We start from the raw sequence: 18,757 nt of genomic DNA, 5'->3' as shown, positions 1-18,757 counted from the left end.
ACTTCGAGCCCTCGAGCCGCTTGTGAACGAGCACAAGGCCGGTGCGATCCCAGACCAAAATCTTGATCCTATCAGCCCTTTTGGCCCGGAAGACGAAGGCCGCCCCGCAGTATGGGTCGAGGCCGAGCATCTCCTGTACAGCCAATGCCAATCCGTCCATGCCGCGCCGGAAGTCAACCGGCCGGGTCGCCACGTAGATTTTCAGATCGGCCCCCGGTGCAATCATCGCGAGGCCCGCACCGCTCGGATCACCTGCGACAGCTGATCGAGGTCAACCGCCGTTCGGATCACCATGTCGTCGATCACGATTTCCACCTTCGCCGGCGTCGATTTCGATGCCCTCATCCTCCGCTGAGGCGCCGATGAGTCGTCCACCATCAGCGGCGCGAACATCGACGCCATGCTTTCTGGCAGTGCCAGTTGTCCCTGACGAAGGCGACGCCGCCAATCGTAGATCTGCCAGCGGGTCGCGCCATGCTTGCGGGCGACCGCCGCAACCTGCACCCCTGGCATCAGGCTCTCGGCCGCAATCCGGGCTCTGTCGGCCTCCGAGCGAACCCGCCGTCCCGTTGGACCTTCCAGAACCTCCAGCCGGCCTGCGTAGCCAGCTGTTGGGACGTCCAAATGGACGTCCATTTTGCCGTCTGCTCCCATGTAGCCCCTCCGTCTCTCGCGATCGGGGGATTCTTGGCACATTCACCTCATGCGCCGCACGAGGGGAGCGGCGTGGCGCTTACAGTAAGCATGGTGTGGCGGCGAAAAAGAGGCCGGCGGCCGGCGGCTCGCTCTCGAAGAACGGCGCGCAGCGCGCGGAGTAAGGCTATGACGGTCCGCTCATTGAAAGCGTGAGCCGGTGTGGACTGGTTTTGATTCCTGGTGGCCAACACCTTTTTACCTTCAGAGCCAGATCGGTGCAGCCTTCGCCATGGCTTTGGGATGAGGCAGGTATCCAACCACAGTAGCCGTCTCGACTTTTGTGGTTTTTTCCAGGCTGACCTCAAAGTCACGGTGAATGGCGCCTCGGTAATGTCGACCGGAATGACCAAGCAGCCCGAGATTTTCTCTTTGAGCGAATCGAGCTCACCAGCGTGAGCAGATCCGCTGTTGAAGCACATCTCCCCGCTGAGGGGCTGCCGGCATCTACACTTGGGATAGCGAGCAGCATCTCCGGAAGGCTTCCAGTCTCTCCGCCTCTCGGCTGGGCTACAGCGTGCCGCATTGTGAATATCCATCGAAGGTTGATCCCGCGCAGGCTTCGCATAACCGGCTGACATTGCTGTGATTTCTAACCGTCTGGCAGAGTCACGATCGGCATGAGCCGGGACCCTGCCTGTTTGAGTGTCTGAATCGGAATGACCGCCGTGTTTTCAGGCCCTTGCGAGCCGTCGGGTAAGCATGCGGATGTTTGCGATGAGGACCCAGGCCTGAGCGGATTCGATGGATCGCTCGAAGTCCTTGGCCAGCCTACGGCACCTACCCGTCAATCTCAGCGAACGGGGTGCGACGACTGTATCGCCATTTTCCAAAACCGCCGATGTCAGGCTTTGAATATGCATCGAAGGTTGACTCCGCGCAGGCTTCGAATAGCGGGTTGATATTGCTGTGATTATAACCGCTTGCCAGGGTCATGATCGGCATCAGCCGGGACCCTACCTGTTTGACAAAAATGCGAGTGCAATCAAGACTATAGTAGCCTTTTCGATGGGGTTGCGTTTCAACGCGTATCCACAGCCCAGGGATCCATCCGCTCTGGCGGCCTCCTGCGGCACGCTTGACGCACTAAGAACGGCGGTTCTTTCCGTCCATCAAACGTCGTAAGCCGCTGGAACCAAAATGCCCGCGGGCGATTGAACCGTGCTGGTACAAATGTTCCGCGGTACATTTCCACCCGATTGGCGTGCTCGACACGAAGTCAAAGCAAGGAGCCGCCTATAGGGGAGCTATTATGCAATTGGTCAGGATCGCGGCGCCGTTGGCGTTGTTCTGCGCGCTTGGTATTGGACCGGCGTTCGCTGTCTGCAACATTTCCGATGCAAAACTCGAAGAGGCGGTCCTCAAGAGCCCGGAGTTGCGGAAGCCGGAAAATAGATACCTCGTTCGTGACCTGCGAACCCTCAGGGATGCCGCGTTCGTTTTGTGGACATACGGCTTGCACGACGATTGCGAGCGCGTGCTCGCCAATATCCGTCAACTGATTGCCGCGCCATCAATGGCAAATCTGGGGGGTAATGATGAGGACCTTGCCGATGAACAGTTGGCCGCGGGCGAGCCACAGCAGCATCAAGGTGGTGAAGTCCAAGGCAATCGAGATGCTCCAGGCGCACGTCCTCTCATCAATCTCGACGACCTTGGACCCGGCCTGCGTGTCGACGAGATTGTCGGCTCCGAGGTTCGCAGTTCGGATGACAAGATCGTTGGCGAAGTTCGAAATGTTGTGATCGGTACAAAGGACCGGTGGGATTACGCGGTCGTTGCCTCTGGCGGGTTCTTCATCGCAGGCAAGGACAGCATCGTCGTTCCTCTCCGCTACTTGCAGGTCAACCAGGAGAGGACCAGCTTCTACCTGCGCATCTCCAGCGCTGACGTCAAAGCCGTTCCGTTGATGCCGGACCAGGAATATCTGTGGCTTGCTGATGAAGCATGGCGGGCGAAGAACGATGCGATCTTCCAGAAGCTGATTCCAGACCCGGTTGGGAACAGCGCTCCGGCAGGTCCGCAAGGCAAGACCGACGCTAAGTGAACGATCGAACCAAGCCCTCGTGCCGGCTCGCTAACCTTCCTGGGATGGATGGCCCAACGGTCTGAAAGCTCGGTCATATCGCGTCAGTCCGGCTCATCAATCCGCGCCTTCTCTCGCTTGGGCGGTATTTCTGACCGGATTGGTGTTTTTCTCGATTCCGATGGAACCAGTCTAGACGATTCTCGTTTCACGCGATCTAGCCGTTCACGAGGGAGATACATTTATGAAACTATTGCGCACTGCGCCCATCGCTATTCTTGCTTGCGCGCTGGCTCTTTCGGCTTGCGCCAATACGGTCCGCGGCGTCGGCAAGGATGTCAAATCCACCGCAAGAGCCGTTGACGAGACGGTCGAGAAACCCTGATCCGGATGCTATTCCAACATCTGGGAATAAATGAAGGGCAACAGGTTCTGCGCCAACAAGAAACACAGGAATCCGGATGCTCGCGAACGCTTTGAAGCTGCTGGGAATGACACCGAGCGACCCCGTCCGGTGAAGCTGCCCGACCTGCCGCTACGTCCGCCGATCGCGCGATCCACGACAGCGCGTTGAGGAACTTTCAGTTGTCCGTGCGCGGGCCGCGATTGCCTTTCGTGCCACCAGACACAACACCCTTGATCCGTTCCCACTGCTCGTCCTGAAGCGCATCGCAATCCATCGCTGACCTCCAAAAGTCAGCGTTGAATCTGTTTACCAGTCCGTGGGAACCTGGAGGCTTCTGTGAGGTCTGGAGGCACAAAAAGTCCATGCGGCCTCTGCATCGGGCCGGACGGGTTCAGGAGACCGCTATTTGCATCGTCACGAAATGGGCACGCCCGGTGCATGTTAAGACCCTGACGAGCCAGAAGCGCCGGGCGCTGCTGACGGCGCGCAAGCTCTTAACGGACAAGGCGATTGCCATCGAGAACGACATCCGCGGGCTGTTGCGCAACTTCGGTCTCAAGGAGCTCGGTGCGGTCAAGTTTGAGGAGCGAATCCGCGAGCTCACCGAAGGTAGAGGACGTCGCGGGAGGATGAGGCACGGTTGATCATACCCATTCATACAAATTCGCTCCTCCAGAAAAGTTAAGGCGACGCCACCCTTGACGGTGACACCTGAGGCCGCGACCAAGCGCAGCCGCGTCGCTGTCCGTCCACCCTTGCCTTGCCGAACCCGGATAATGTCAACTCATCACGTTGCCACCATCGACGTTGTAGCATTGCGCAACAATGTACCCGGCGTCGGGTCCCGCCAGGAATGCCGCCATTGCGGCTTGCTCGGAGGGTGTCCCAAAGCGACCTGCCGGAACTGCCGCGGCTACGCGGCGCTTGACCTCGCCGGGCGCCAGCCCCTCGGCCGCGCCGAGCTTGGCATCCACCACGTCCCACATGGGCGTATCAACGACCCCAGGAGCGATGGCATTGACGTTGATGCCGTGGTGGATCAAATCGAGTGGTAGTGCATCAGTTTGAAATTGGCGGCCTTATGGAGCGGTGAGCTATTTGGCCTTGTCCTTGCGGACTATCGAGAGATAGGGCGCTTGGGCTTCCCGAATGATCTTGGCAGCCTCGGCAATGGTGATGCCGCACTTGCGGGCATAGTAGGCGGCTTCCGCAGCAAGCTCGCCTTCTACGGGCACTTCAACGGCATGTTTAACCCTAAGCTTCGCCTTCTTCCCCATATGCCGAATCATAGCACATCCGGGCACCTAGCTCCATTTGGCAGCTTCACAAGGCCGGGGCTTTTTCTTGTAGATTACGGGTCGCTTCGGGGCTTCGGCGCGGGCGTCGATCAAGCCGACGATCCATTCGACATCGCGAAGAGTGTCAGACACGCCAGCGGCCATAGCTGGCGACATGCGAAGCGTCTTGTGAACTCGGCAAAAATTGTACCTGACGGACGGGTTCTGTCGCAAACTTTTCGGAACGGTGATTGGTGCATGACACCTTCTCCTTCTTTCCAGGAGTTGCTCATGTTCAAAGGCCGCCATTTCGATCGATCCGTGATCCTGCTGTGCGTACGCTGGTATCTGGCCTACAATCTGAGCCTGCGCGATCTGGAAGAGATGATGGCCGAACGCGGCCTGAACGTCGATCACTCCACCGTGCATCGCTGGGTCGCCCACTTCTCGCCTCGGCTGCTGGAATGTTTCAACCGGCGCAAGCGTGCCGTTACCGGCAAGTGGCATATGGACGAGACGTATATCAAGGTTCGCGGCCAGTGGACGTACCTCTATCGCGCCATCGACAGCGTCGGCGATACGGTCGAATTCTTCTTCAGCGAAAACCGTGACCTGGCGGCCGCAAAACGCTTCCTCCAGACGGCGTTGGAGCGCCACGGTCGACCGGATCGCATTGTCATCGACGGCAGCCAGACAAATCACGAGGCGATCATTTCCTGCGATGCTGAACACCGTTTGCGGATCGAACGCGGTGCTCACTGAAACCAATCCGCATCCGCAAGAGCAAGTATCTCAACAATCGGATCGAGCAGGACCATCGGCGCGTCAAGCGCCGCATCCGCTCCATGCTCGGCTTCAAATCGAAGGCGAGCGCAGAGGTCATTCTCTCCGGCATCGAGATGGTTCACATGATGCGCAAACGGCAGGCAAGGTTTGCGTACAATCCATGCCCCTCAATTGCCGAGCAGTTCGCGATCCTTGCCGCCTGATCATTGGCGCGAAAGCGTCGCGTGGTGACCGAAATCACGATTTGCGACAGATCCCTCGCGGACGGCGCCGAGCTCGACCAGCCGGTCGAACAGGCGGCGCAATCCGCGATCGCTCATTCCAGCGATCTTTTCCGATGCCACGATCGCGTGTCGGTTAACAGCCTTGCGACGACGGCGTCCGCCGCCTTTGCCCTGAGTTTTGGAGCGACAGCGACTAGCCGATCGGCACGGCGCTCGAGCTCGGCGGAAAGATCGAGGGCGCGCAACGCAGCGCGCGCCTGCGCGGCAAGCAGCCACTTCGCACGCCCAGGGTCTGTCTCAATGTTTGCCGCCACAGAACTGGATCGACGCGAGCGAGCGCTTGTGCCCAAGGTCGCCTCGGCACCAAGCAGCGGTTACCGCATGGGCCCAGCCAGCCGTTGCGCCAGCAAGGCATCGGCGAGCCAAGCGCCGAGGGCGCGCCCAAAACCGCGGCGCTCGGCGCTCGCGATGGCACCGGTCAATGCTCCAACCGGCCCTTCGGCCGACGAGAGCTGTCGAAGGTCATCGGCCAGATCGCTGACCGCCTCGCCGTGCCGGGCATGGCCAAGATCCTCCAAAACCCTGGCGATGCTCGCCTCGGTTAGCAGCTCCTCCACGGGCCGGGATGCCACCCGGCGCCAGGCGAGGAGCAAATGACCGGCGGGCCGACATTGTCGCCCAGATCTTATGGAACTAGCGAAGCAGTTGAAATATACGCTCTATTTGGTGCGCTCTATAGCAACCGCACATCCAGATCGAAGGTCTCGATCCGCTCGATACGGATCGTAGTCGCCGCCGGATGCAGGTGGTTGATGATCACATTCTGGTCGGGACTATCCGCAATCGGAACGATTGCAGACGGAATAAACAAAATAGCCGCCTGATTGCTCGCGAGCCACTCATCTCCGGTCCGCTGCGTTTCCGCCTCCCGCCGACGCCAGTCCTGGGGAAGATCCGCGAGAGTGCGGCGTTCAATGGGCATCTCATTGGACACCTCATAAGTCACCATCGCGAGTGCCGGCAGCAGCTCCGGGTTCTCAACATGTACGAGCTTTTCGAGAACGCACAGTGATGGTGACGTCGCGGCGTACGTCACGGGACGTCCCACCGTGTTCCACCTGCCATCGAAGCGCAGGCCGTAGCCGCCGTCGAAAGCCTCCGCGAAATGCAGGCTCGAAAGTCGCCAGAGCCGCATCAGGCGGCTGCACCCCAAGCGATCTTGCCAAGGATCGTTTCAATGACGCGCGCGCCGGCTTCTGTCTGCGCAACCGTCAGTGGGGTCTCATTGCCGAGTTCGGTCAACTCCTTGCGCAGCCAGCGGTTTGCCTTGCCGGCATCGCCAAACATTTCTTCCGCCAGCGACTGGATGCGGATGAGGCGCACCGCCCGGTCGGACTCCTCAATTGTCAGCGGCTGATTCTTCTCGGCGCGATGTCGACGGGTCCGCTGTGGAATAACGAAACGCTCGATCTCCTGCTCACTCATGCCGGCCAGTGACAGCCCCTTCAGTGTGGCGAGCGGAAGCCGGCGTCGCACGACCGTCGCAAGATCGGCCTGTGAGCGAACATCCGCCCCCAGCACGGTGACGCCGCCCAACTTGCGGGCGACTTCCTCAATCACTGCGTTAGACGTGGCCATATTCTCACTCCGGCAATCTGCCATACAATCTAGGGCATCTTGCCGAAATTGCAATGCCGCTGCTCCGCACAACAGGACAATCCGATTGGCCGATCATCCAGACAACCATCGGCCCGCTCCGCTGGTGCCATGGCTGGACAGCCCGCATAGGGCCACCGGTCGAGTAGGCAAAGCGGTAGATCGTTTCGTAGCAGACGCGGATACCGCTGCGTTCATAAGCCAATCGACCGGCGATCTACTCCGTCGCAGCTACTACGGCTAGCCGACGACGCTGTTTTTCGACCGCCGACGTGCCTGATATCGAATAGCTTTCGTTTCCCGCGCTGGCTCCGTCAAGGCCCGCGGGAGCCATTCTCCCGTGCCAAGCTGGAGCTTCCTTCGTTAAGCAGGGTTGCAAGCCCGGTGATGATCTGCGGCATGACAAACGGCTTGGTGATCATGATGCTATTTGGCACACCTTGGGCCGCCCAGTCATCGGCGCCGTCCGCGCTCACGTAGATCACAGGCAAAGTTGGAACGACACTTCTTACGTGGCGGGCGACATCCCAGCCGGTGGCCCCCGCGCCAAGTCTTACATCCGAAATGAGCGCCCCGAAGCGCTCCGGCTCGCGATCAAAAGCCGCTATCGCCGTTGATCCATTGACCGCAGGGACTACCTCAAATCCTGCCTCGATCAGGGAGTTTTCAACATCCAGCAAGACGATGGACTCATCTTCCACAAGCAGGACGACACAAGAAGTCATGTATACTGATCCATGCGCCGGGCCTTAAGGCAAACTACCTCGAAGGTGACAAACGAGTGAAAGGCCAATTTGGTTGCAGTGACGCGCGCTGGATGTTTTCGGCAAGCCTCCTCGCCGATGCCGGCCTCGCAGATGACGCAGGGCACCTGTGCTGTCCTGGCGAGGCGTTTCTGCTTGATCAGCAGTTCGAGCGCCCGGTAGCGACGTCCGCCGGCGGGGATTTCGAACATGCCGGTCTCGATACCATACATTGACGACAGCGCGAACGCTGAGGCTCTGAAGCAGAGTGCGGCGCGCAATGTCCTCGGCCAGTTCTTCGATGGTGACCCCGGCCTTGATGCGCCGGGTATTGGACTGGGACAGAACCAGCTTGTTGAAAGGAATGTCGCGCGACGACGACAGCGTGACGTTCTGAATAGCAAGCGATTCAGTATCGGGGGCACCGGGTATCAAATCTGCCGCCTTTCTGTCTGTGACACGGCGCTGACGATGGCGCGATTGTCCTCGCGCGGACCTCAAGTCTAGAATCGGCCTGCCGCACGCGGTCCACAGATCGCTTCGTCCTGTCGGCCAAAATGGCCGCCGTTGTGAACCGGCGTGGGGTCCGGATGCGATCGGCAGTAAGCGCGAATTTCTACGCACCTTTTGCTGTTGAGTGCTCTGATGCAAAGTGTCCACCAAAATAGGTGGACACCTTGTGATGGAAGAAGATGAGCTTCGGCCGATCGCGCGGCTCGGCGCTCCTGCCGTCAGCAGGCGGTTCGTGTTCACCGAAATCATGGTCATGAACGCCAACGGCATGGAGATGGGGTTCCTGATCAACGGCGTCGCCTTCGATATGAACCGCGTCGATATCGTCGCCAAGGCAGGACAGGTCGAACTCTGGGAAATCGTCAACAAGGCGGACATGGACCATCCGTTCCATGTGCACGGGACGCAGTTCCAGGTGGTAGAGCATGAACGCGACAGCAAGGTCTCGAAACCGCCCTACCTGGCCTGGAAGGACACGGTCAACGTCGCGCGCGGCGCGGCGCAATGGCGAGCTTTGATGGGCTCACGCTTCAAGCTATTCTGAGCTTACCATCTGAAGACGAAAGAGTTCGACGAAGACGGCAGCGGCTATGACGGCGCGGCGCCAGCCGCGCCCTCATTCTCTGCTGCTGTTCACGTTGCAAACGGGAGTGACATGCATGGCGGCAAGTAACAAGCGGCTCATGAAGGCGAGCGAGATTCCTGCGTTTGTCGATGCGATCATCAAGGCAGGCTGCGACATCTGCGCCATCGGCCATCACGGATATGTGCTCGGGGACGTCGACCTGACGCCGACAGAACGGGAAGTCGTCATGCCGATTAAAGAAGATCGAAGAGACTTACGGCGATCGCGATTTCCTCAGGCTGGAAATCGTTGCCCATCTACGATCGATCGGCCGGTATCTGGAACCCGGCTCGCTGGCGACGCACTGGTCGGAGAATACGAGAACTCATCACTGAAAGCGCCGGCGGCACCCTTCTCCGCCATTCTGTGAGAGAAGACTCCAGCCACTGCCTCTTGCGGTTAAGGTGCTGGAACAAATTTGACCGCTGTATTCTCTCGAAGTGAACGAGACTGCGGTAAGGTGCGAGATCAGGCGCGAGCTTGCCGTTGCCAGGGCGAAGCACGGCAACAGCTGGGGCGACACCATGGCTGATCCCGAACATTGGCGGCAATTCGCTTGTTTAACCGCACCGGCTCGATGTTTGCCGGTGTTATCTGCTCGATACACTGATGCCGCCTTCCAAGATCGAGCCGGGCGATCGTCTGACGATTAAGGTCGATGGGGTTGAAGGTATGGGATGACGGCCGCGTAACGTTCTCGCTTTTCAGATCATGGGATCGGAACGCTTCATGAAATGCGCGCGCCGTACCGCCAGCGCCCGTGACCGGCCAAGTATCGCCGCCGGCGTAATCCCGCCCTTCCTTCCGACGCTCGTCGATCGCGTCCCACAGGGCCCTGATTGGCTGCACGAGATCAAATGGGACGGCTATCGGATCGGCGTCTATCTCGACAGAGGCAAGGTCCTTACCCGCAACCTCCACGACTGGACCGTCAAGTTTCCGACCATCGTTGCGGCGGTGGCCGAGCTCGACACCAGGGACGCGATAATAGACGGTGAGGCGTTCGTCGCCGACGACAAGGGCTTGTCGCACTTTTCTATTGTTATGCGTGCGCTGGTATCTGGCCTACAATCTGAGCCTGCATGACTTGAAAGAAATGATGGCCGAACGCGGCATCGGCGTAGATCATTCGACGATCCATCGCTGGGTCATTCATTTCGCGCCGCGGTTGCTAGAGCGCTTCAACCGCCGCAAGCGTGCCATCACCGGCAAATGGCATGTCGACGAAACCTACATCAAGGTTCGCGGTGAGTGGATGTATCTCTACCGCGCCATCGACAGTGTCGGCGACACGGTCGAATTTTGGTTCAGCGAGCATCGCGACCTCCTGCGGCTAAGCGCTTCTTCAGGAAAGCGCTGGACCGCCTCGGCCGGCCCGATCGCATCGTCATCGACGGCAGCCAGACCAATCACGAAGCCATCACTTCCTGCGATGTGGCAAATCGATTGCAGGATCGTTCCCGACGCTGGCTGAAACCGATCACGATCAGGAAAAGTAGATACTTGAACAACAGGATCGAGCAAGACCACCGGCGCATCAAGCGCCGTGTGCGGCTGATGCTGGCCTTCAAGTCGCCGGCCACCGCCAGCATCATCCTGTCCGGGATCGAAATGCTTCACATGATGCGCAAGCGACAGGCAAGGTATGCGTTCAATCCAAATCTCTCCCTGGCCAAGCAGTTCGCCATACTGGCGGCATGACAGCGGCCGGTCTCGAAAACCTCCATGACGCAGAAAAAACTTTGCAACACAACCCTTGTTCCGACCCCTCTTTGCGACAGAGCCGGTGGCGGCGAGGGCTTGCAGTTGTATTGCCCACATCACCTCAGCACCGCCTGCGGGCTACCAATCACCGCAAGATATCGGCGAGGCTTCCCGGCTTCTGCCCCGTACGCTCAAGGTCAAGGCCGGACAACAGATCGAGCATATGGTCCTTCATAAGCTCGGCCGCCTTGGTCGGCTCACCGGCCTCGATCGCGTCGGTCAAAGCGTGGTGAGCGTGGCACTCGCAGGTCGTGTCGCGACGCTTCCAGTATAGCGCAATGATCAGCGAGGAATGAGAAACAAGATCGCGAACGAAGTTGGTCAGAATGGAATGGTCGGCAATTTCGGCGATGCCGACGTGGAAACGTGCCGACAGCATGATCGCGTCGCTGTCGCGGCCGGCGTGCAGCGCTTCATGCTCCATTTCGAGATGACGACGCAGAAGAAGCACATCCTCGGGTGTGGCCACTTCGGCGGCAAGTGTGGCCACCTTGGGTTCGATCAATGCCCGCGCCTCGAAGACCTCGCGCGCCTCCTTGGGTGAGGGCTGGGCAACAAAGGCGCCTCGATTGGGCTCGAGCCGCGCCAGTCGATCGTGGGCCAGCGCCTGGAGGGCGGCGCGGATCACGGTGCGACTGACCGAATAGATCGACGCCAGTTCGTCCTCTGGCAGCTTCGTGCCCGGAGCGAGGCGGTGGCCTACGATGGCATCCCTGAGACCATGATAAATCGGCGACCAGCGCGCGGCTGGCTTGTCGCTATCATTATCGGGCCTGAGTGCGGACAATATGTTCATTGCTTCTGACAAACTTGCCTATTGCCCGGCTCGCCGTCTGGAAACGCCTCTACGCATCCGATCGAGCCCCGTGGAATCTCAGGCTGCTTGCTTCCCGGTCAATCCACTTAAGTGCATGCCCGTGCCAGCCAAGTGGCGCTGCCATATTGAACCGGTCCATATTGCCTCCTTCCATCTAATGGAAAATAATTCGCCACCAACTCCAGGATCAAACGGCTAGACTGCGCCAGCTCGCTTCTCACCACCCGGAGAAAGCGGTGCGTAGAATCCCGCGAAACGTTTTGTGAGCGGCGTGGCATAACCGCCGACCTTGGACGTCCTGAGACCGAGGGCGGAGACGATTTCGGCGAGCTTGACTGCACAGGCGACGCCGTCGAGCACGGGCACCCCGTGCTCGCGCGAAAGCTGGCCGGCAAGGTCGGCCATGCCGGCGCAGCCGAGCACGATCGCCTCCGCCTTGTCCTCAGCGACCGCCCGGGCAATCTCAGCCGAGACCTTGCGGCGGGCGTCCGAACCCGGCAGTTCGAGGTCGAGCACGGCCACATCCGACGCCCTGACTTTGGCGCAGCGCGTGGACAGCCCATATTTGAGCAGATTGTGCTCGATGGCCGGCACCGAGCGGCCGAGCGTGGTGACGACGCTGAACTTGCCGGCGATCAGTGTGGCAAGATGGAACGCGGCTTCGCCGATGCCGATCACCGGGGCTTCGGTGGCGCAGCGCGCCGCGTCAAGCCCTGTGTCGTCGAAACAGGCGATGACATAGGCGTCCATCTCACCTGCCCTGGCCATCTCAGCGATGATGCCCGGGACCACGAAGACCTCGTCGAAATAGCCCTCGATGCTCGGCGGACCGTCTTTCGGGTTCACCGCGACGATCTCCGTTCCGGCCGATGCCGCGGCTTCGGCCGCCTTGCCGATCTTGTCGGTCATCGAGGCCGTGGTGTTGGGATTTATGACGAGGATGCGCATGCCCGGGCCCACCTAGACTTTGCCGCCGAGATAGAGATGCGTGACCCGCTCGTCGGTCAGCATCTCGGCCGAATTTCCGCTGAGCACCACCTTGCCGGTGCTCAGCGCATAGGCGCGCTGAGAAATGCGCAGCGCCATGCGAGAGTTCTGCTCGACAAGCAGCACGCTGACCTTTTCGTCACGATTGATCGCTACGATCGAGCGCGCGATGTCCTGCACCAACTTTGGGGCAATGCCGAGCGAAGGCTCATCGAGCAACAACAGTCGCGGCCGCGCCATCAGCGCCCGGCCGATGACGAGCATCTGCTGCTCTCCGCCACTCATCGTTCCGGCCTGCTGCGAATAGCGCTCCTTGAGACGCGGAAAGCGCGTAAGCACCATGTCGATGCTCTGCTGGATCTCGCCCTTGTCGTTTCGAGTGAAGGCGCCCATCAGGAGATTGTCGCGCACGGTCATGAAGGGGAAGACTCGACGCCCCTCCGGGACCATGGAGATGCCCATGCGCACGATCTCGTCAGGCGCTGTGCCGTCGATGCGTTTGCCGCGGTAGCTGATCTCGCCCTTGCGAATCTTCCGCAGGCCGGTGATGGCGCGCAGGATCGACGTCTTGCCTGCCCCGTTGGCGCCGATAAGCGCGACGGTCTCGCCTTCCCGCACCTCGAGCGATACGCCCTTCAGGGCGTAAACATGGTCGTAATAGAGTTCGACGTCGTCGAATCTGAGCAGCGGATCCATGGCTACAATCCAATCGATTCGTCTTCGGCACCGAGATAGGCCTCGATAACCTTGGGATTCCGTTGGATATCGGCTGGTGTGCCCTCGGCAATCCTCTGGCCGAAGTTGAGCACGACGATGCGGTCGGAGATGTTCATCACCGCTGCCATATCGTGTTCAACCAGGAGCACCGTGACGCCCCGTTCGCGCAACTTCCGCACGATCTCGACGGCGCGCTTGGTTTCATCGTGATTCATGCCGGCGAAAGGCTCATCGAGCAGGATGACCGATGGATCTGTGGCGAGCCCGATGGCGATGCCGAGCGCACGCAGATGGCCGTGGGGCAAGGTGCTGGCGATCTCGTCGCGCATCGGCGCAAGGCCGAGGAACGCAAGGATCTCGTCCGCCGAATTGCCGAACGCCTCCAGATCGTTTCGTGCCGTGGCGCTGCCGAAATAGAAGCCGGCCAGACTGGCGCGCGACCGCAGATGGTGGGCAGTTACGACGTTGTCTCGCACCGTCATGTTCTTGAAGATTGTCGTTTCCTGGAAAGTTCGCACCACGCCTTTGCGCGCAGTGATGTGCGGCGCGAGCCCTGAGATCCGTTCGCCCTTGAATCGCACTTCGCCTTCGGTCGGCCGAAGGAAGGAGGCGATCAGCTTGAACAGCGTCGACTTGCCGGCGCCGTTAGGGCCGATCACCGAAAGGATCTCACGCTCGCGCACCACGAAGGAAACGTTGCTGACCGCGACGAGGCCGCCGAAGCGCTTGGTGAGCCCGACGATTTCGAGGATGTCGGCCATGGCGTCAGGCGCTCCTCTTGCCAGGCAGAGTCAGGCTCATCAGGCCGTTGGGCAGGACCAGGATCAGCACGATCAGCACGGTCGAGAAGATCAAGAGCTGGAATTCGCCGGTCTGGAATAACACGTCCCAGCCGAAATAGAGGACGAAGGTTCCAAGCATCGGCCCCAGCACATAGGCCAGCCCGCCGAGGAAGCAGTTCAGCATGAAGTTGACGGAATCCGCGACAGTGAAACTCGAAGGATAGATCGACTGTGAGATGGAGGCGAACATGGCGCCGCCCACACCGCCGAGGAAGGAGGAGATGGCGTATGCGACGACGCGGAGATAGGTAATGTTGACGCCGATCGACGAAGCGAGTTCCTCGTTCTGCTGCAGCGACTGGCACAGCTGGCCGATGCGCGAATGGGCGAGCCGGCGGAGGCCAACGAAGCAAAGCGCCATCAGCAATATAGCGACGATATAGAAGGCGAGCCGTGGATTGGCCAGTGTGGCGAAATCGGGAACGAGCGCTATGCCGAAAAGGCTGATACTGCCAGGCAGAGGGATGCTAACGATGCCCCTGGCGCCGTTGGTGATTGGCAGTGCCAACGCCAGCAGCCGCGCCACTTCCGTCAGCGTCAGCGAGACCATGGCGAAGTAGACACCACGCAGCCTCAGGATGGGCAGGCCGATCAGCACGCTGACCGAAGCGCAGAATAAGCCGGCCAGCGGCAGCGTCAGCCAAAACGACACGCCGTAGGTCGTGACCAGAATGGCCGAGACGTAGCCGCCGATCAGCGCATAGGCGCCCTGCCCGATGTTGATGCGGCCGATATAGAAAGTGATCCACACGCCAGCACTGATGATGCTGAGCAGCGCCACTGAGGTCAGTGTGTAGTAGAGATCTGTGCGACCAGTGGCGTTGATCAGCAGCGGCACCCCCACGAGCAAGGCGAGGAGGAACAGGGCGGCCAAGACAATCCTGATGATCGGGGACATTGTCATGGCATCAGCCCCACGGCTTGCCCATCAGCCCGTTGGGGCGGATGCTGAGGAAGACCATAAGCAGCGCGAAGATGACGAGGTAGGTGACGTCGCCATATTCGCGCAACACGGTCAGACCGACGGACTCCATCATGCCGAGGATAAAGCCGCCGGCAATGGCGCCGCCAACGACGCCAGCGCCGCCGATCATTACCATCAGGAAGGCCTTGATCGAGATCGGCCCGCCGATACCGGAATTTACACCCGTGATGCTGACAAGCAGCCCGCCGACGACGCCGGCGAGCATTGCCCCGAGCGCGAAACCGATCATCGAATAGCGATCAACCTTAACGCCCATCAGCTGTGCGGCGATGCGGTCCTGCGCCAGGGCCCGCATGGCGCGGCCAGGCTTGCTGTACTGCATGTAGAGCACGAAGGCGGCTATCATCAGGATGGCGATCACGCCGACAACGATCCTGTCATAAGGCAGGATCACCCAGTCGGAAACGAAGACGCCGCTGACGATCTTCGGCACGCCGCGCTGTTTCTCGCCGAACAACAGAAGAATGACGGCATCGAGGAAGAACGCCGTCGCGGCGGCGAGCAGCATCGTGCTTTCCTCCCGTTTGCTGCGCCGGATTACCGTCCGGAAGAGGAATTTCTCCATAAGAGCGCCAATGATGGCGAGCGTGACGCCCGAACAGACCAGCGCCAGCGCGAAGGGCAGCTTGAGCTGCCCATAGATCGAGTATGTGACGAAACCGCCGAGCACATACATCTGGCCGTGCGCGAAGTTGAGCACGTTCATCAGCGCGAAGATTAGCGTCAGACCGAGCGCAATCAACGCGTACTGAGCTCCGAGATAGAGCCCGTTGGCGATCACCTGTTCCATGACGGCAAACCCGATCAGCGAGAGGTTCAGAATATTCCGAACCTCTGTTGAAGTATAAGCGAGCTAGTCCACTTCGCCGACGAAGAGGGTTTGGAATGCCCCGTCCTTGAACTCGGTCACCACCATCGGCACCGAAACCTGCCGCTTCTGGCCAAAGGAAGTCATGCCGACATATTTCAGCGTGCTGCCCTTGGCAAACGGATTGGGCGCCGAAAAAGTATCCATTGTCTTCTTGAACTCGTCGACATTGTCGATCGCCTTCGGGTTCGCCTTCAGCGTTTCGATGATGTACTCGAGCGCATAGACCTTGGTGTTGGACTCATCGTTGTATTCGCCGAACTTCTTGGTGTAGCGATCGATGAATTCCTTCATCATCGGCGTGCGGATTTCGGGTGTCGAGGCGCCGCCGACCGAGATAAAGCCGTTGGCGAGTTCGCCGGCCCCTTCCTGCAGCACAGTTGCATCTTGTGCTGTCTCGGCCGAGATCAGACCTTGATAGCCGAGTTCGCGCGCTGCTCGGATCAGCAGTGGGGCGTTGGCAGGCGCGACGCCGGACAGGACGAGCAGATCGGGCTTGAGCTGGACGATCGGCGTCAGCACCGGCGTGAAGTCGCGGGTGTCGTTCTGGTAGGTGTCGGTCTCGGCGACCACTTCGAGACCGAGTGCCTTGGCAGCGGCGACGCCGCTGTCGCGCTGGCTGAGCGGGTCGGATTCATTGGCGGCGATGAAGGCGACCTTCTTCACGCCCTTGTTTTTCATCAAATATTTGTAAATCGCCGGCCCGGACTGATAATTGGCGACCATGCCGAGCACGGCATTCGAAGCCGGGGCGACATAGAGCGACTTTGGGAAAGCGTAGGGGAAATAGATGATTCCCTTGGATTCAGCCACCGGGCGGACGGCTGCCGCGCCGTCGTCGACATTCGGCCCGACGACATAGTGGATGCCTTCCTGGGCCATCTTTTCCATGCCTGCGATGGCGCGCTTGGGATCCTTCTGGTCGTCGAAGGTGACAATGGTGATGTTGTAGGTATCGCCGCCTATCTTTACACCGCCGGTTTCGTTGATCCAGTCGGCACGCGTCTGCATCGAGCGCACGTTGGACGTGCCCCAGGCCGCGGCGGGACCACTGGTCACGCCGACGAAGCCGATCTTGAGTTCCTTGTTCTCGGCCTGAGCGGAAAGAGTGCCTCCGGCCGCGATTGCTAGGACCGAAACGGCGCCGAGCGCCAGCGATTTCAATGTCGAGCGTCTGTTGATCATCTCACTCCCCATTTTTTGCATCCGTCGGCGCGATGTTTCCTTTTTTGCGACACGGATTTGCGACACGGATTACGTTAGGGAAGCTCAAGAATACATGATTGTCAACACTATTGTCATTTTTTGTATACAAAACTGATGAACTCCGAAACCGCGGGCGTCAAACTGCTGGGCTGGCGGGACCCGCGAGGCTCTCGGCCATCATAGGCGCCGGAAATATCGGTTTCAGGTTAAGCTTGACCGGGTGCGGAAATCGAGCATCGTTCATAGCTCTTGCCTCCTTCCATTTAATCGTTCAGGTCGTCCCACGAGCGCGGTCACCGTGGGTGGGCATCCCAACTTGGCGCACTGCCAGTACGCCATCGATTTCGGGCGCAAGTAGATCGTTCCTTTGCGCGAAGGCGACGAACATGCTCCGCGCCGTCTCGGCGTCGACCTCGCCGAGGATGGCAGCCCTGCATGCGTTGCACGCGATGGTATGCGCGGCGTTTCGTTTCGATGGCGGCCATTCGTCAAGCAGCGCCAAGGCCTCCCTCACGCTTTCGATTTTAGTCGGAAACCCGATGCCAATGATAACGGTGACAGGGGTTTTCAAAACGGTCATACATAGTTTTCCTCCTTTCTTAGTCGATATGACATCATGATTTCATGGATACCCACTCCCTTTGGCCGGCCCTTCTCATATTGGCGTTTTATCCCGAAGCGGTGGTACGATGGCGCTGGAAGACGACATAAGCGACTGAGAGTAGGATCATTGCCGCGACGAAACACGGCAACTGCCGCGCCGTAACGCTTGGCGAGGTCTTTTGCCTCTATGACCGTGGTGCTCATCGCCGTCCGTACCTCATCACTGCCATGCCAAGGACGAGCGACGGCTCCCGCGATGACACCGAGCCCAGCAATGCCCCACATGGCCGAGGTTTTGACCGTGACACGGAACGGCGCGGATTCAGAAACGGTGCCGCCGCTTGCACGAACCGGGACCATGTAGTGGCCTACGATCGCCCGCTCGGACGGGGTGATCTTCACGTCAACCTGGCTTGTTGCGTTGGGTGCGAGGGTATCGATGCGCTTCGGCTCGAACTCGACCTTCCAGCCGGTGGGCTGGCTGGCAGACAGTTCGAGGTCGGTTGCCGGCGCGCTCCCTGTGTTGGTGAGTGTGAACTGGAAAGTCGACTCCTTCCCGGCAACAGCCTCACCGGAAGCCGCTCTTGCGGCCCGGCCCATGCCGGCCAGAGCTGCCGTGTCGCCTCCGCGTTCATCACAACCGCGTTTGCCCAGGAGACGCCAGAAGCCGCCGGCACCCAATGGCGTGCTGTCGCCAACCAGATCCGGCCGAAGGTGCCCAAGCTCGCTGCCAGGTGAGCGATGATCCCCTGATCAGCCTGCCAGCCGTGGCACGCTGATCATCCCGGCCCATGCCGGAGAGTGCGGCGACCAAGCCGTCAGCTGCACCACTCCTTGGGACAAGACCGTTCAGCGGCGGTCTGGACGGTTGGGGAGTTCGGGACCGCACATACATTAGAATCCCCTTGACGACGCGGCGCGATGCTCCAGAATCAACACGGGGCGATGGGCCCTCGGTCAGGCTGTTCCACGAATGGTTAATCGAAGCGGCAACGGAGCATCGTCTCTGGTTTTCAAGG

Annotated in this window: 20 protein-coding genes and 9 pseudogenes; 8 read left to right on the top strand and 21 right to left on the bottom strand. The window is 59.9% G+C overall.

The genetic code is table 11. From position 1 onward, the window contains the following. The 3 genes and pseudogenes from tnpB to CKW40_RS34410 all read right to left on the bottom strand — a co-directional run. Positions 1–226: IS66 family insertion sequence element accessory protein TnpB (tnpB, locus tag CKW40_RS34420; RefSeq protein WP_143748425.1), on the bottom strand; the 226-nt coding region annotated here is incomplete at its 3' end. Continuing rightward, positions 223–654 carry an IS66-like element accessory protein TnpA gene (gene tnpA, locus CKW40_RS34415; protein WP_095204160.1) on the bottom strand — a complete coding sequence of 144 codons (432 nt, stop codon included), beginning with the start codon at positions 652–654 and terminating at the stop codon, positions 223–225. The genes tnpA and tnpB, both read right to left, overlap by 4 nt. Before the next feature lie 713 nt (positions 655–1,367). Next, a pseudogene (locus CKW40_RS34410) lies at positions 1,368–1,481 on the bottom strand (IS5/IS1182 family transposase); the annotation flags it as partial. Positions 1,482–1,945: 464 nt separating this feature from the next. On the opposite strand from CKW40_RS34410, the gene CKW40_RS34405 reads away from it, so the two are divergent. Further along, positions 1,946–2,740, top strand: a complete 795-nt coding sequence (locus CKW40_RS34405) for a PRC-barrel domain-containing protein (RefSeq protein ID WP_095204168.1) — start codon at positions 1,946–1,948, stop codon at positions 2,738–2,740. 563 nt (positions 2,741–3,303) lie between these two features. Here CKW40_RS34405 and CKW40_RS34395 read toward each other — a convergent pair. Further along, positions 3,304–3,399 (bottom strand): annotated as a pseudogene (locus CKW40_RS34395) (IS5/IS1182 family transposase); the annotation flags it as partial. Between the two features lie 154 nt (positions 3,400–3,553). Between CKW40_RS34395 and CKW40_RS34390 the strand changes: the two are divergent. Then, positions 3,554–3,733 (top strand): annotated as a pseudogene (locus CKW40_RS34390) (IS110 family RNA-guided transposase); the annotation flags it as partial. 171 nt (positions 3,734–3,904) lie between these two features. On the opposite strand, the pseudogene CKW40_RS34385 reads toward CKW40_RS34390, so the two are convergent. The 3 genes and pseudogenes from CKW40_RS34385 to CKW40_RS46035 all read right to left on the bottom strand — a co-directional run. Further along, a pseudogene (locus CKW40_RS34385) lies at positions 3,905–4,174 on the bottom strand (SDR family oxidoreductase); the annotation flags it as partial. Between the two features lie 45 nt (positions 4,175–4,219). Beyond that, positions 4,220–4,402, bottom strand: coding sequence for a hypothetical protein (locus CKW40_RS46040; RefSeq protein WP_143748424.1), 183 nt, complete (start codon positions 4,400–4,402; stop codon positions 4,220–4,222). 27 nt (positions 4,403–4,429) lie between these two features. Then, positions 4,430–4,618, bottom strand: a pseudogene (locus CKW40_RS46035) (hypothetical protein); the annotation flags it as partial. A 75-nt stretch (positions 4,619–4,693) separates the two neighbouring features. Here CKW40_RS46035 and CKW40_RS34375 point away from each other — a divergent pair. Then, a protein-coding gene (locus CKW40_RS34375) for an IS6 family transposase (protein ID WP_179298224.1) occupies positions 4,694–5,391 on the top strand; the annotation gives its coding sequence in 2 pieces (ribosomal slippage) (positions 4,694–5,141 and positions 5,141–5,391; 699 coding nt in all). Here CKW40_RS34375 and CKW40_RS34370 read toward each other — a convergent pair. The 5 genes and pseudogenes from CKW40_RS34370 to CKW40_RS34350 all read right to left on the bottom strand — a co-directional run. Further along, positions 5,392–6,077: pseudogene (locus CKW40_RS34370) on the bottom strand (DUF1403 family protein); the annotation flags it as partial. A gap of 68 nt (positions 6,078–6,145) precedes the next feature. Beyond that, on the bottom strand, positions 6,146–6,607 hold the full coding sequence (locus CKW40_RS34365; RefSeq protein ID WP_095204157.1) for an RES family NAD+ phosphorylase: 462 nt from the start codon (positions 6,605–6,607) through the stop codon (positions 6,146–6,148). Then, on the bottom strand, positions 6,607–7,050 hold the full coding sequence (locus CKW40_RS34360; protein WP_095204156.1) for an Xre family toxin-antitoxin system antitoxin: 444 nt from the start codon (positions 7,048–7,050) through the stop codon (positions 6,607–6,609). The genes CKW40_RS34365 and CKW40_RS34360 overlap by 1 nt, the downstream gene beginning before the upstream one ends. A gap of 332 nt (positions 7,051–7,382) precedes the next feature. Continuing rightward, positions 7,383–7,793 carry a response regulator gene (locus CKW40_RS34355; protein ID WP_095204155.1) on the bottom strand — a complete coding sequence of 137 codons (411 nt, stop codon included), beginning with the start codon at positions 7,791–7,793 and terminating at the stop codon, positions 7,383–7,385. A gap of 70 nt (positions 7,794–7,863) precedes the next feature. Continuing rightward, positions 7,864–8,243 (bottom strand): annotated as a pseudogene (locus CKW40_RS34350) (ParB/Srx family N-terminal domain-containing protein); the annotation flags it as partial. Positions 8,244–8,493: 250 nt separating this feature from the next. Here CKW40_RS34350 and CKW40_RS34345 point away from each other — a divergent pair. From CKW40_RS34345 to CKW40_RS34330, 4 genes and pseudogenes are all read left to right on the top strand, one after another. After that, positions 8,494–8,868, top strand: a complete 375-nt coding sequence (locus tag CKW40_RS34345) for a multicopper oxidase domain-containing protein (RefSeq protein ID WP_244571397.1) — start codon at positions 8,494–8,496, stop codon at positions 8,866–8,868. A gap of 115 nt (positions 8,869–8,983) precedes the next feature. Next, positions 8,984–9,284, top strand: a pseudogene (locus CKW40_RS34340) (Y4lK-related protein). Between the two features lie 394 nt (positions 9,285–9,678). Continuing rightward, positions 9,679–10,035, top strand: a complete 357-nt coding sequence (locus CKW40_RS34335; RefSeq protein WP_179298223.1) for an ATP-dependent DNA ligase — start codon at positions 9,679–9,681, stop codon at positions 10,033–10,035. Continuing rightward, positions 9,944–10,650, top strand: a protein-coding gene (locus tag CKW40_RS34330) for an IS6 family transposase (protein WP_095204153.1) whose coding sequence is annotated in 2 segments (ribosomal slippage) — positions 9,944–10,277 and positions 10,277–10,650 — 708 coding nt in all. Because the reading frame shifts where the segments join, the coding sequence is not laid out codon by codon here. The genes CKW40_RS34335 and CKW40_RS34330 overlap by 92 nt, the downstream gene beginning before the upstream one ends. Positions 10,651–10,798: 148 nt before the next feature. Here CKW40_RS34330 and CKW40_RS34325 read toward each other — a convergent pair. The 9 genes from CKW40_RS34325 to CKW40_RS44830 form a co-directional block, all read right to left on the bottom strand. After that, the gene (locus tag CKW40_RS34325) at positions 10,799–11,509 is read right to left on the bottom strand and encodes a GntR family transcriptional regulator (RefSeq protein WP_095204152.1); all 711 of its coding nucleotides are present in this window, start codon (positions 11,507–11,509) and stop codon (positions 10,799–10,801) included. Between the two features lie 216 nt (positions 11,510–11,725). Then, on the bottom strand, positions 11,726–12,478 hold the full coding sequence (locus tag CKW40_RS34320) for an aspartate/glutamate racemase family protein (protein WP_095204166.1): 753 nt from the start codon (positions 12,476–12,478) through the stop codon (positions 11,726–11,728). Positions 12,479–12,490: 12 nt separating this feature from the next. Next, the gene (locus CKW40_RS34315) at positions 12,491–13,213 is read right to left on the bottom strand and encodes an ABC transporter ATP-binding protein (protein ID WP_095204151.1); all 723 of its coding nucleotides are present in this window, start codon (positions 13,211–13,213) and stop codon (positions 12,491–12,493) included. 2 nt (positions 13,214–13,215) lie between these two features. Beyond that, on the bottom strand, positions 13,216–13,995 hold the full coding sequence (locus CKW40_RS34310; protein WP_095204150.1) for an ABC transporter ATP-binding protein: 780 nt from the start codon (positions 13,993–13,995) through the stop codon (positions 13,216–13,218). A 4-nt stretch (positions 13,996–13,999) separates the two neighbouring features. Continuing rightward, positions 14,000–14,974: a branched-chain amino acid ABC transporter permease gene (locus CKW40_RS34305; protein ID WP_439331025.1), complete on the bottom strand. Its 975-nt coding sequence runs from the start codon at positions 14,972–14,974 to the stop codon at positions 14,000–14,002. 10 nt (positions 14,975–14,984) lie between these two features. Continuing rightward, positions 14,985–15,851, bottom strand: coding sequence for a branched-chain amino acid ABC transporter permease (locus CKW40_RS34300; RefSeq protein WP_095204148.1), 867 nt, complete (start codon positions 15,849–15,851; stop codon positions 14,985–14,987). A gap of 63 nt (positions 15,852–15,914) precedes the next feature. Next, positions 15,915–17,114, bottom strand: a complete 1,200-nt coding sequence (locus CKW40_RS34295) for an ABC transporter substrate-binding protein (RefSeq protein ID WP_095204147.1) — start codon at positions 17,112–17,114, stop codon at positions 15,915–15,917. 292 nt (positions 17,115–17,406) lie between these two features. After that, positions 17,407–17,715, bottom strand: a complete 309-nt coding sequence (locus CKW40_RS34290; protein ID WP_095204146.1) for a DUF982 domain-containing protein — start codon at positions 17,713–17,715, stop codon at positions 17,407–17,409. Next, positions 17,712–18,338, bottom strand: coding sequence for a COG1470 family protein (locus CKW40_RS44830; RefSeq protein WP_244571400.1), 627 nt, complete (start codon positions 18,336–18,338; stop codon positions 17,712–17,714). The genes CKW40_RS34290 and CKW40_RS44830 overlap by 4 nt, the downstream gene beginning before the upstream one ends. Here CKW40_RS44830 and CKW40_RS34280 point away from each other — a divergent pair. Then, positions 18,333–18,470 (top strand): annotated as a pseudogene (locus CKW40_RS34280) (IS256 family transposase); the annotation flags it as partial. The gene CKW40_RS44830 and the pseudogene CKW40_RS34280 overlap by 6 nt on opposite strands. Positions 18,471–18,757: the final 287 nt, after the last annotated feature.

Source organism: Mesorhizobium carmichaelinearum, assembly GCF_900199455.1.
GTDB lineage: Bacteria > Pseudomonadota > Alphaproteobacteria > Rhizobiales > Rhizobiaceae > Mesorhizobium > Mesorhizobium carmichaelinearum.
This window is presented reverse-complemented; position numbering and strand designations above follow the sequence as displayed.

Excerpts from the sequence above, each read along its gene's own strand:
- CKW40_RS34355 (WP_095204155.1), bottom strand. The coding sequence starts at position 7,793 with ATGACTTCTTGTGTCGTCCTGCTTGTGGAAGATGAGTCCATCGTCTTG.
- CKW40_RS46040 (WP_143748424.1), bottom strand. The coding sequence starts at position 4,402 with ATGGGGAAGAAGGCGAAGCTTAGGGTTAAACATGCCGTTGAAGTGCCC.
- CKW40_RS34310 (WP_095204150.1), bottom strand. The coding sequence starts at position 13,995 with ATGGCCGACATCCTCGAAATCGTCGGGCTCACCAAGCGCTTCGGCGGC.
- CKW40_RS34320 (WP_095204166.1), bottom strand. The coding sequence starts at position 12,478 with ATGCGCATCCTCGTCATAAATCCCAACACCACGGCCTCGATGACCGAC.
- CKW40_RS34335 (WP_179298223.1), top strand. The coding sequence starts at position 9,679 with ATGAAATGCGCGCGCCGTACCGCCAGCGCCCGTGACCGGCCAAGTATC.
- CKW40_RS34300 (WP_095204148.1), bottom strand. The coding sequence starts at position 15,851 with ATGGAACAGGTGATCGCCAACGGGCTCTATCTCGGAGCTCAGTACGCG.
- CKW40_RS44830 (WP_244571400.1), bottom strand. The coding sequence starts at position 18,338 with ATGGGCCGGGCCGCAAGAGCGGCTTCCGGTGAGGCTGTTGCCGGGAAG.
- CKW40_RS34405 (WP_095204168.1), top strand. The coding sequence starts at position 1,946 with ATGCAATTGGTCAGGATCGCGGCGCCGTTGGCGTTGTTCTGCGCGCTT.
- CKW40_RS34365 (WP_095204157.1), bottom strand. The coding sequence starts at position 6,607 with ATGCGGCTCTGGCGACTTTCGAGCCTGCATTTCGCGGAGGCTTTCGAC.
- CKW40_RS34290 (WP_095204146.1), bottom strand. The coding sequence starts at position 17,715 with ATGACCGTTTTGAAAACCCCTGTCACCGTTATCATTGGCATCGGGTTT.
- CKW40_RS34345 (WP_244571397.1), top strand. The coding sequence starts at position 8,494 with ATGGAAGAAGATGAGCTTCGGCCGATCGCGCGGCTCGGCGCTCCTGCC.
- tnpA (WP_095204160.1), bottom strand. The coding sequence starts at position 654 with ATGGGAGCAGACGGCAAAATGGACGTCCATTTGGACGTCCCAACAGCT.
- CKW40_RS34360 (WP_095204156.1), bottom strand. The coding sequence starts at position 7,050 with ATGGCCACGTCTAACGCAGTGATTGAGGAAGTCGCCCGCAAGTTGGGC.
- CKW40_RS34305 (WP_439331025.1), bottom strand. The coding sequence starts at position 14,974 with ATGTCCCCGATCATCAGGATTGTCTTGGCCGCCCTGTTCCTCCTCGCC.
- CKW40_RS34295 (WP_095204147.1), bottom strand. The coding sequence starts at position 17,114 with ATGATCAACAGACGCTCGACATTGAAATCGCTGGCGCTCGGCGCCGTT.
- CKW40_RS34325 (WP_095204152.1), bottom strand. The coding sequence starts at position 11,509 with ATGAACATATTGTCCGCACTCAGGCCCGATAATGATAGCGACAAGCCA.
- CKW40_RS34315 (WP_095204151.1), bottom strand. The coding sequence starts at position 13,213 with ATGGATCCGCTGCTCAGATTCGACGACGTCGAACTCTATTACGACCAT.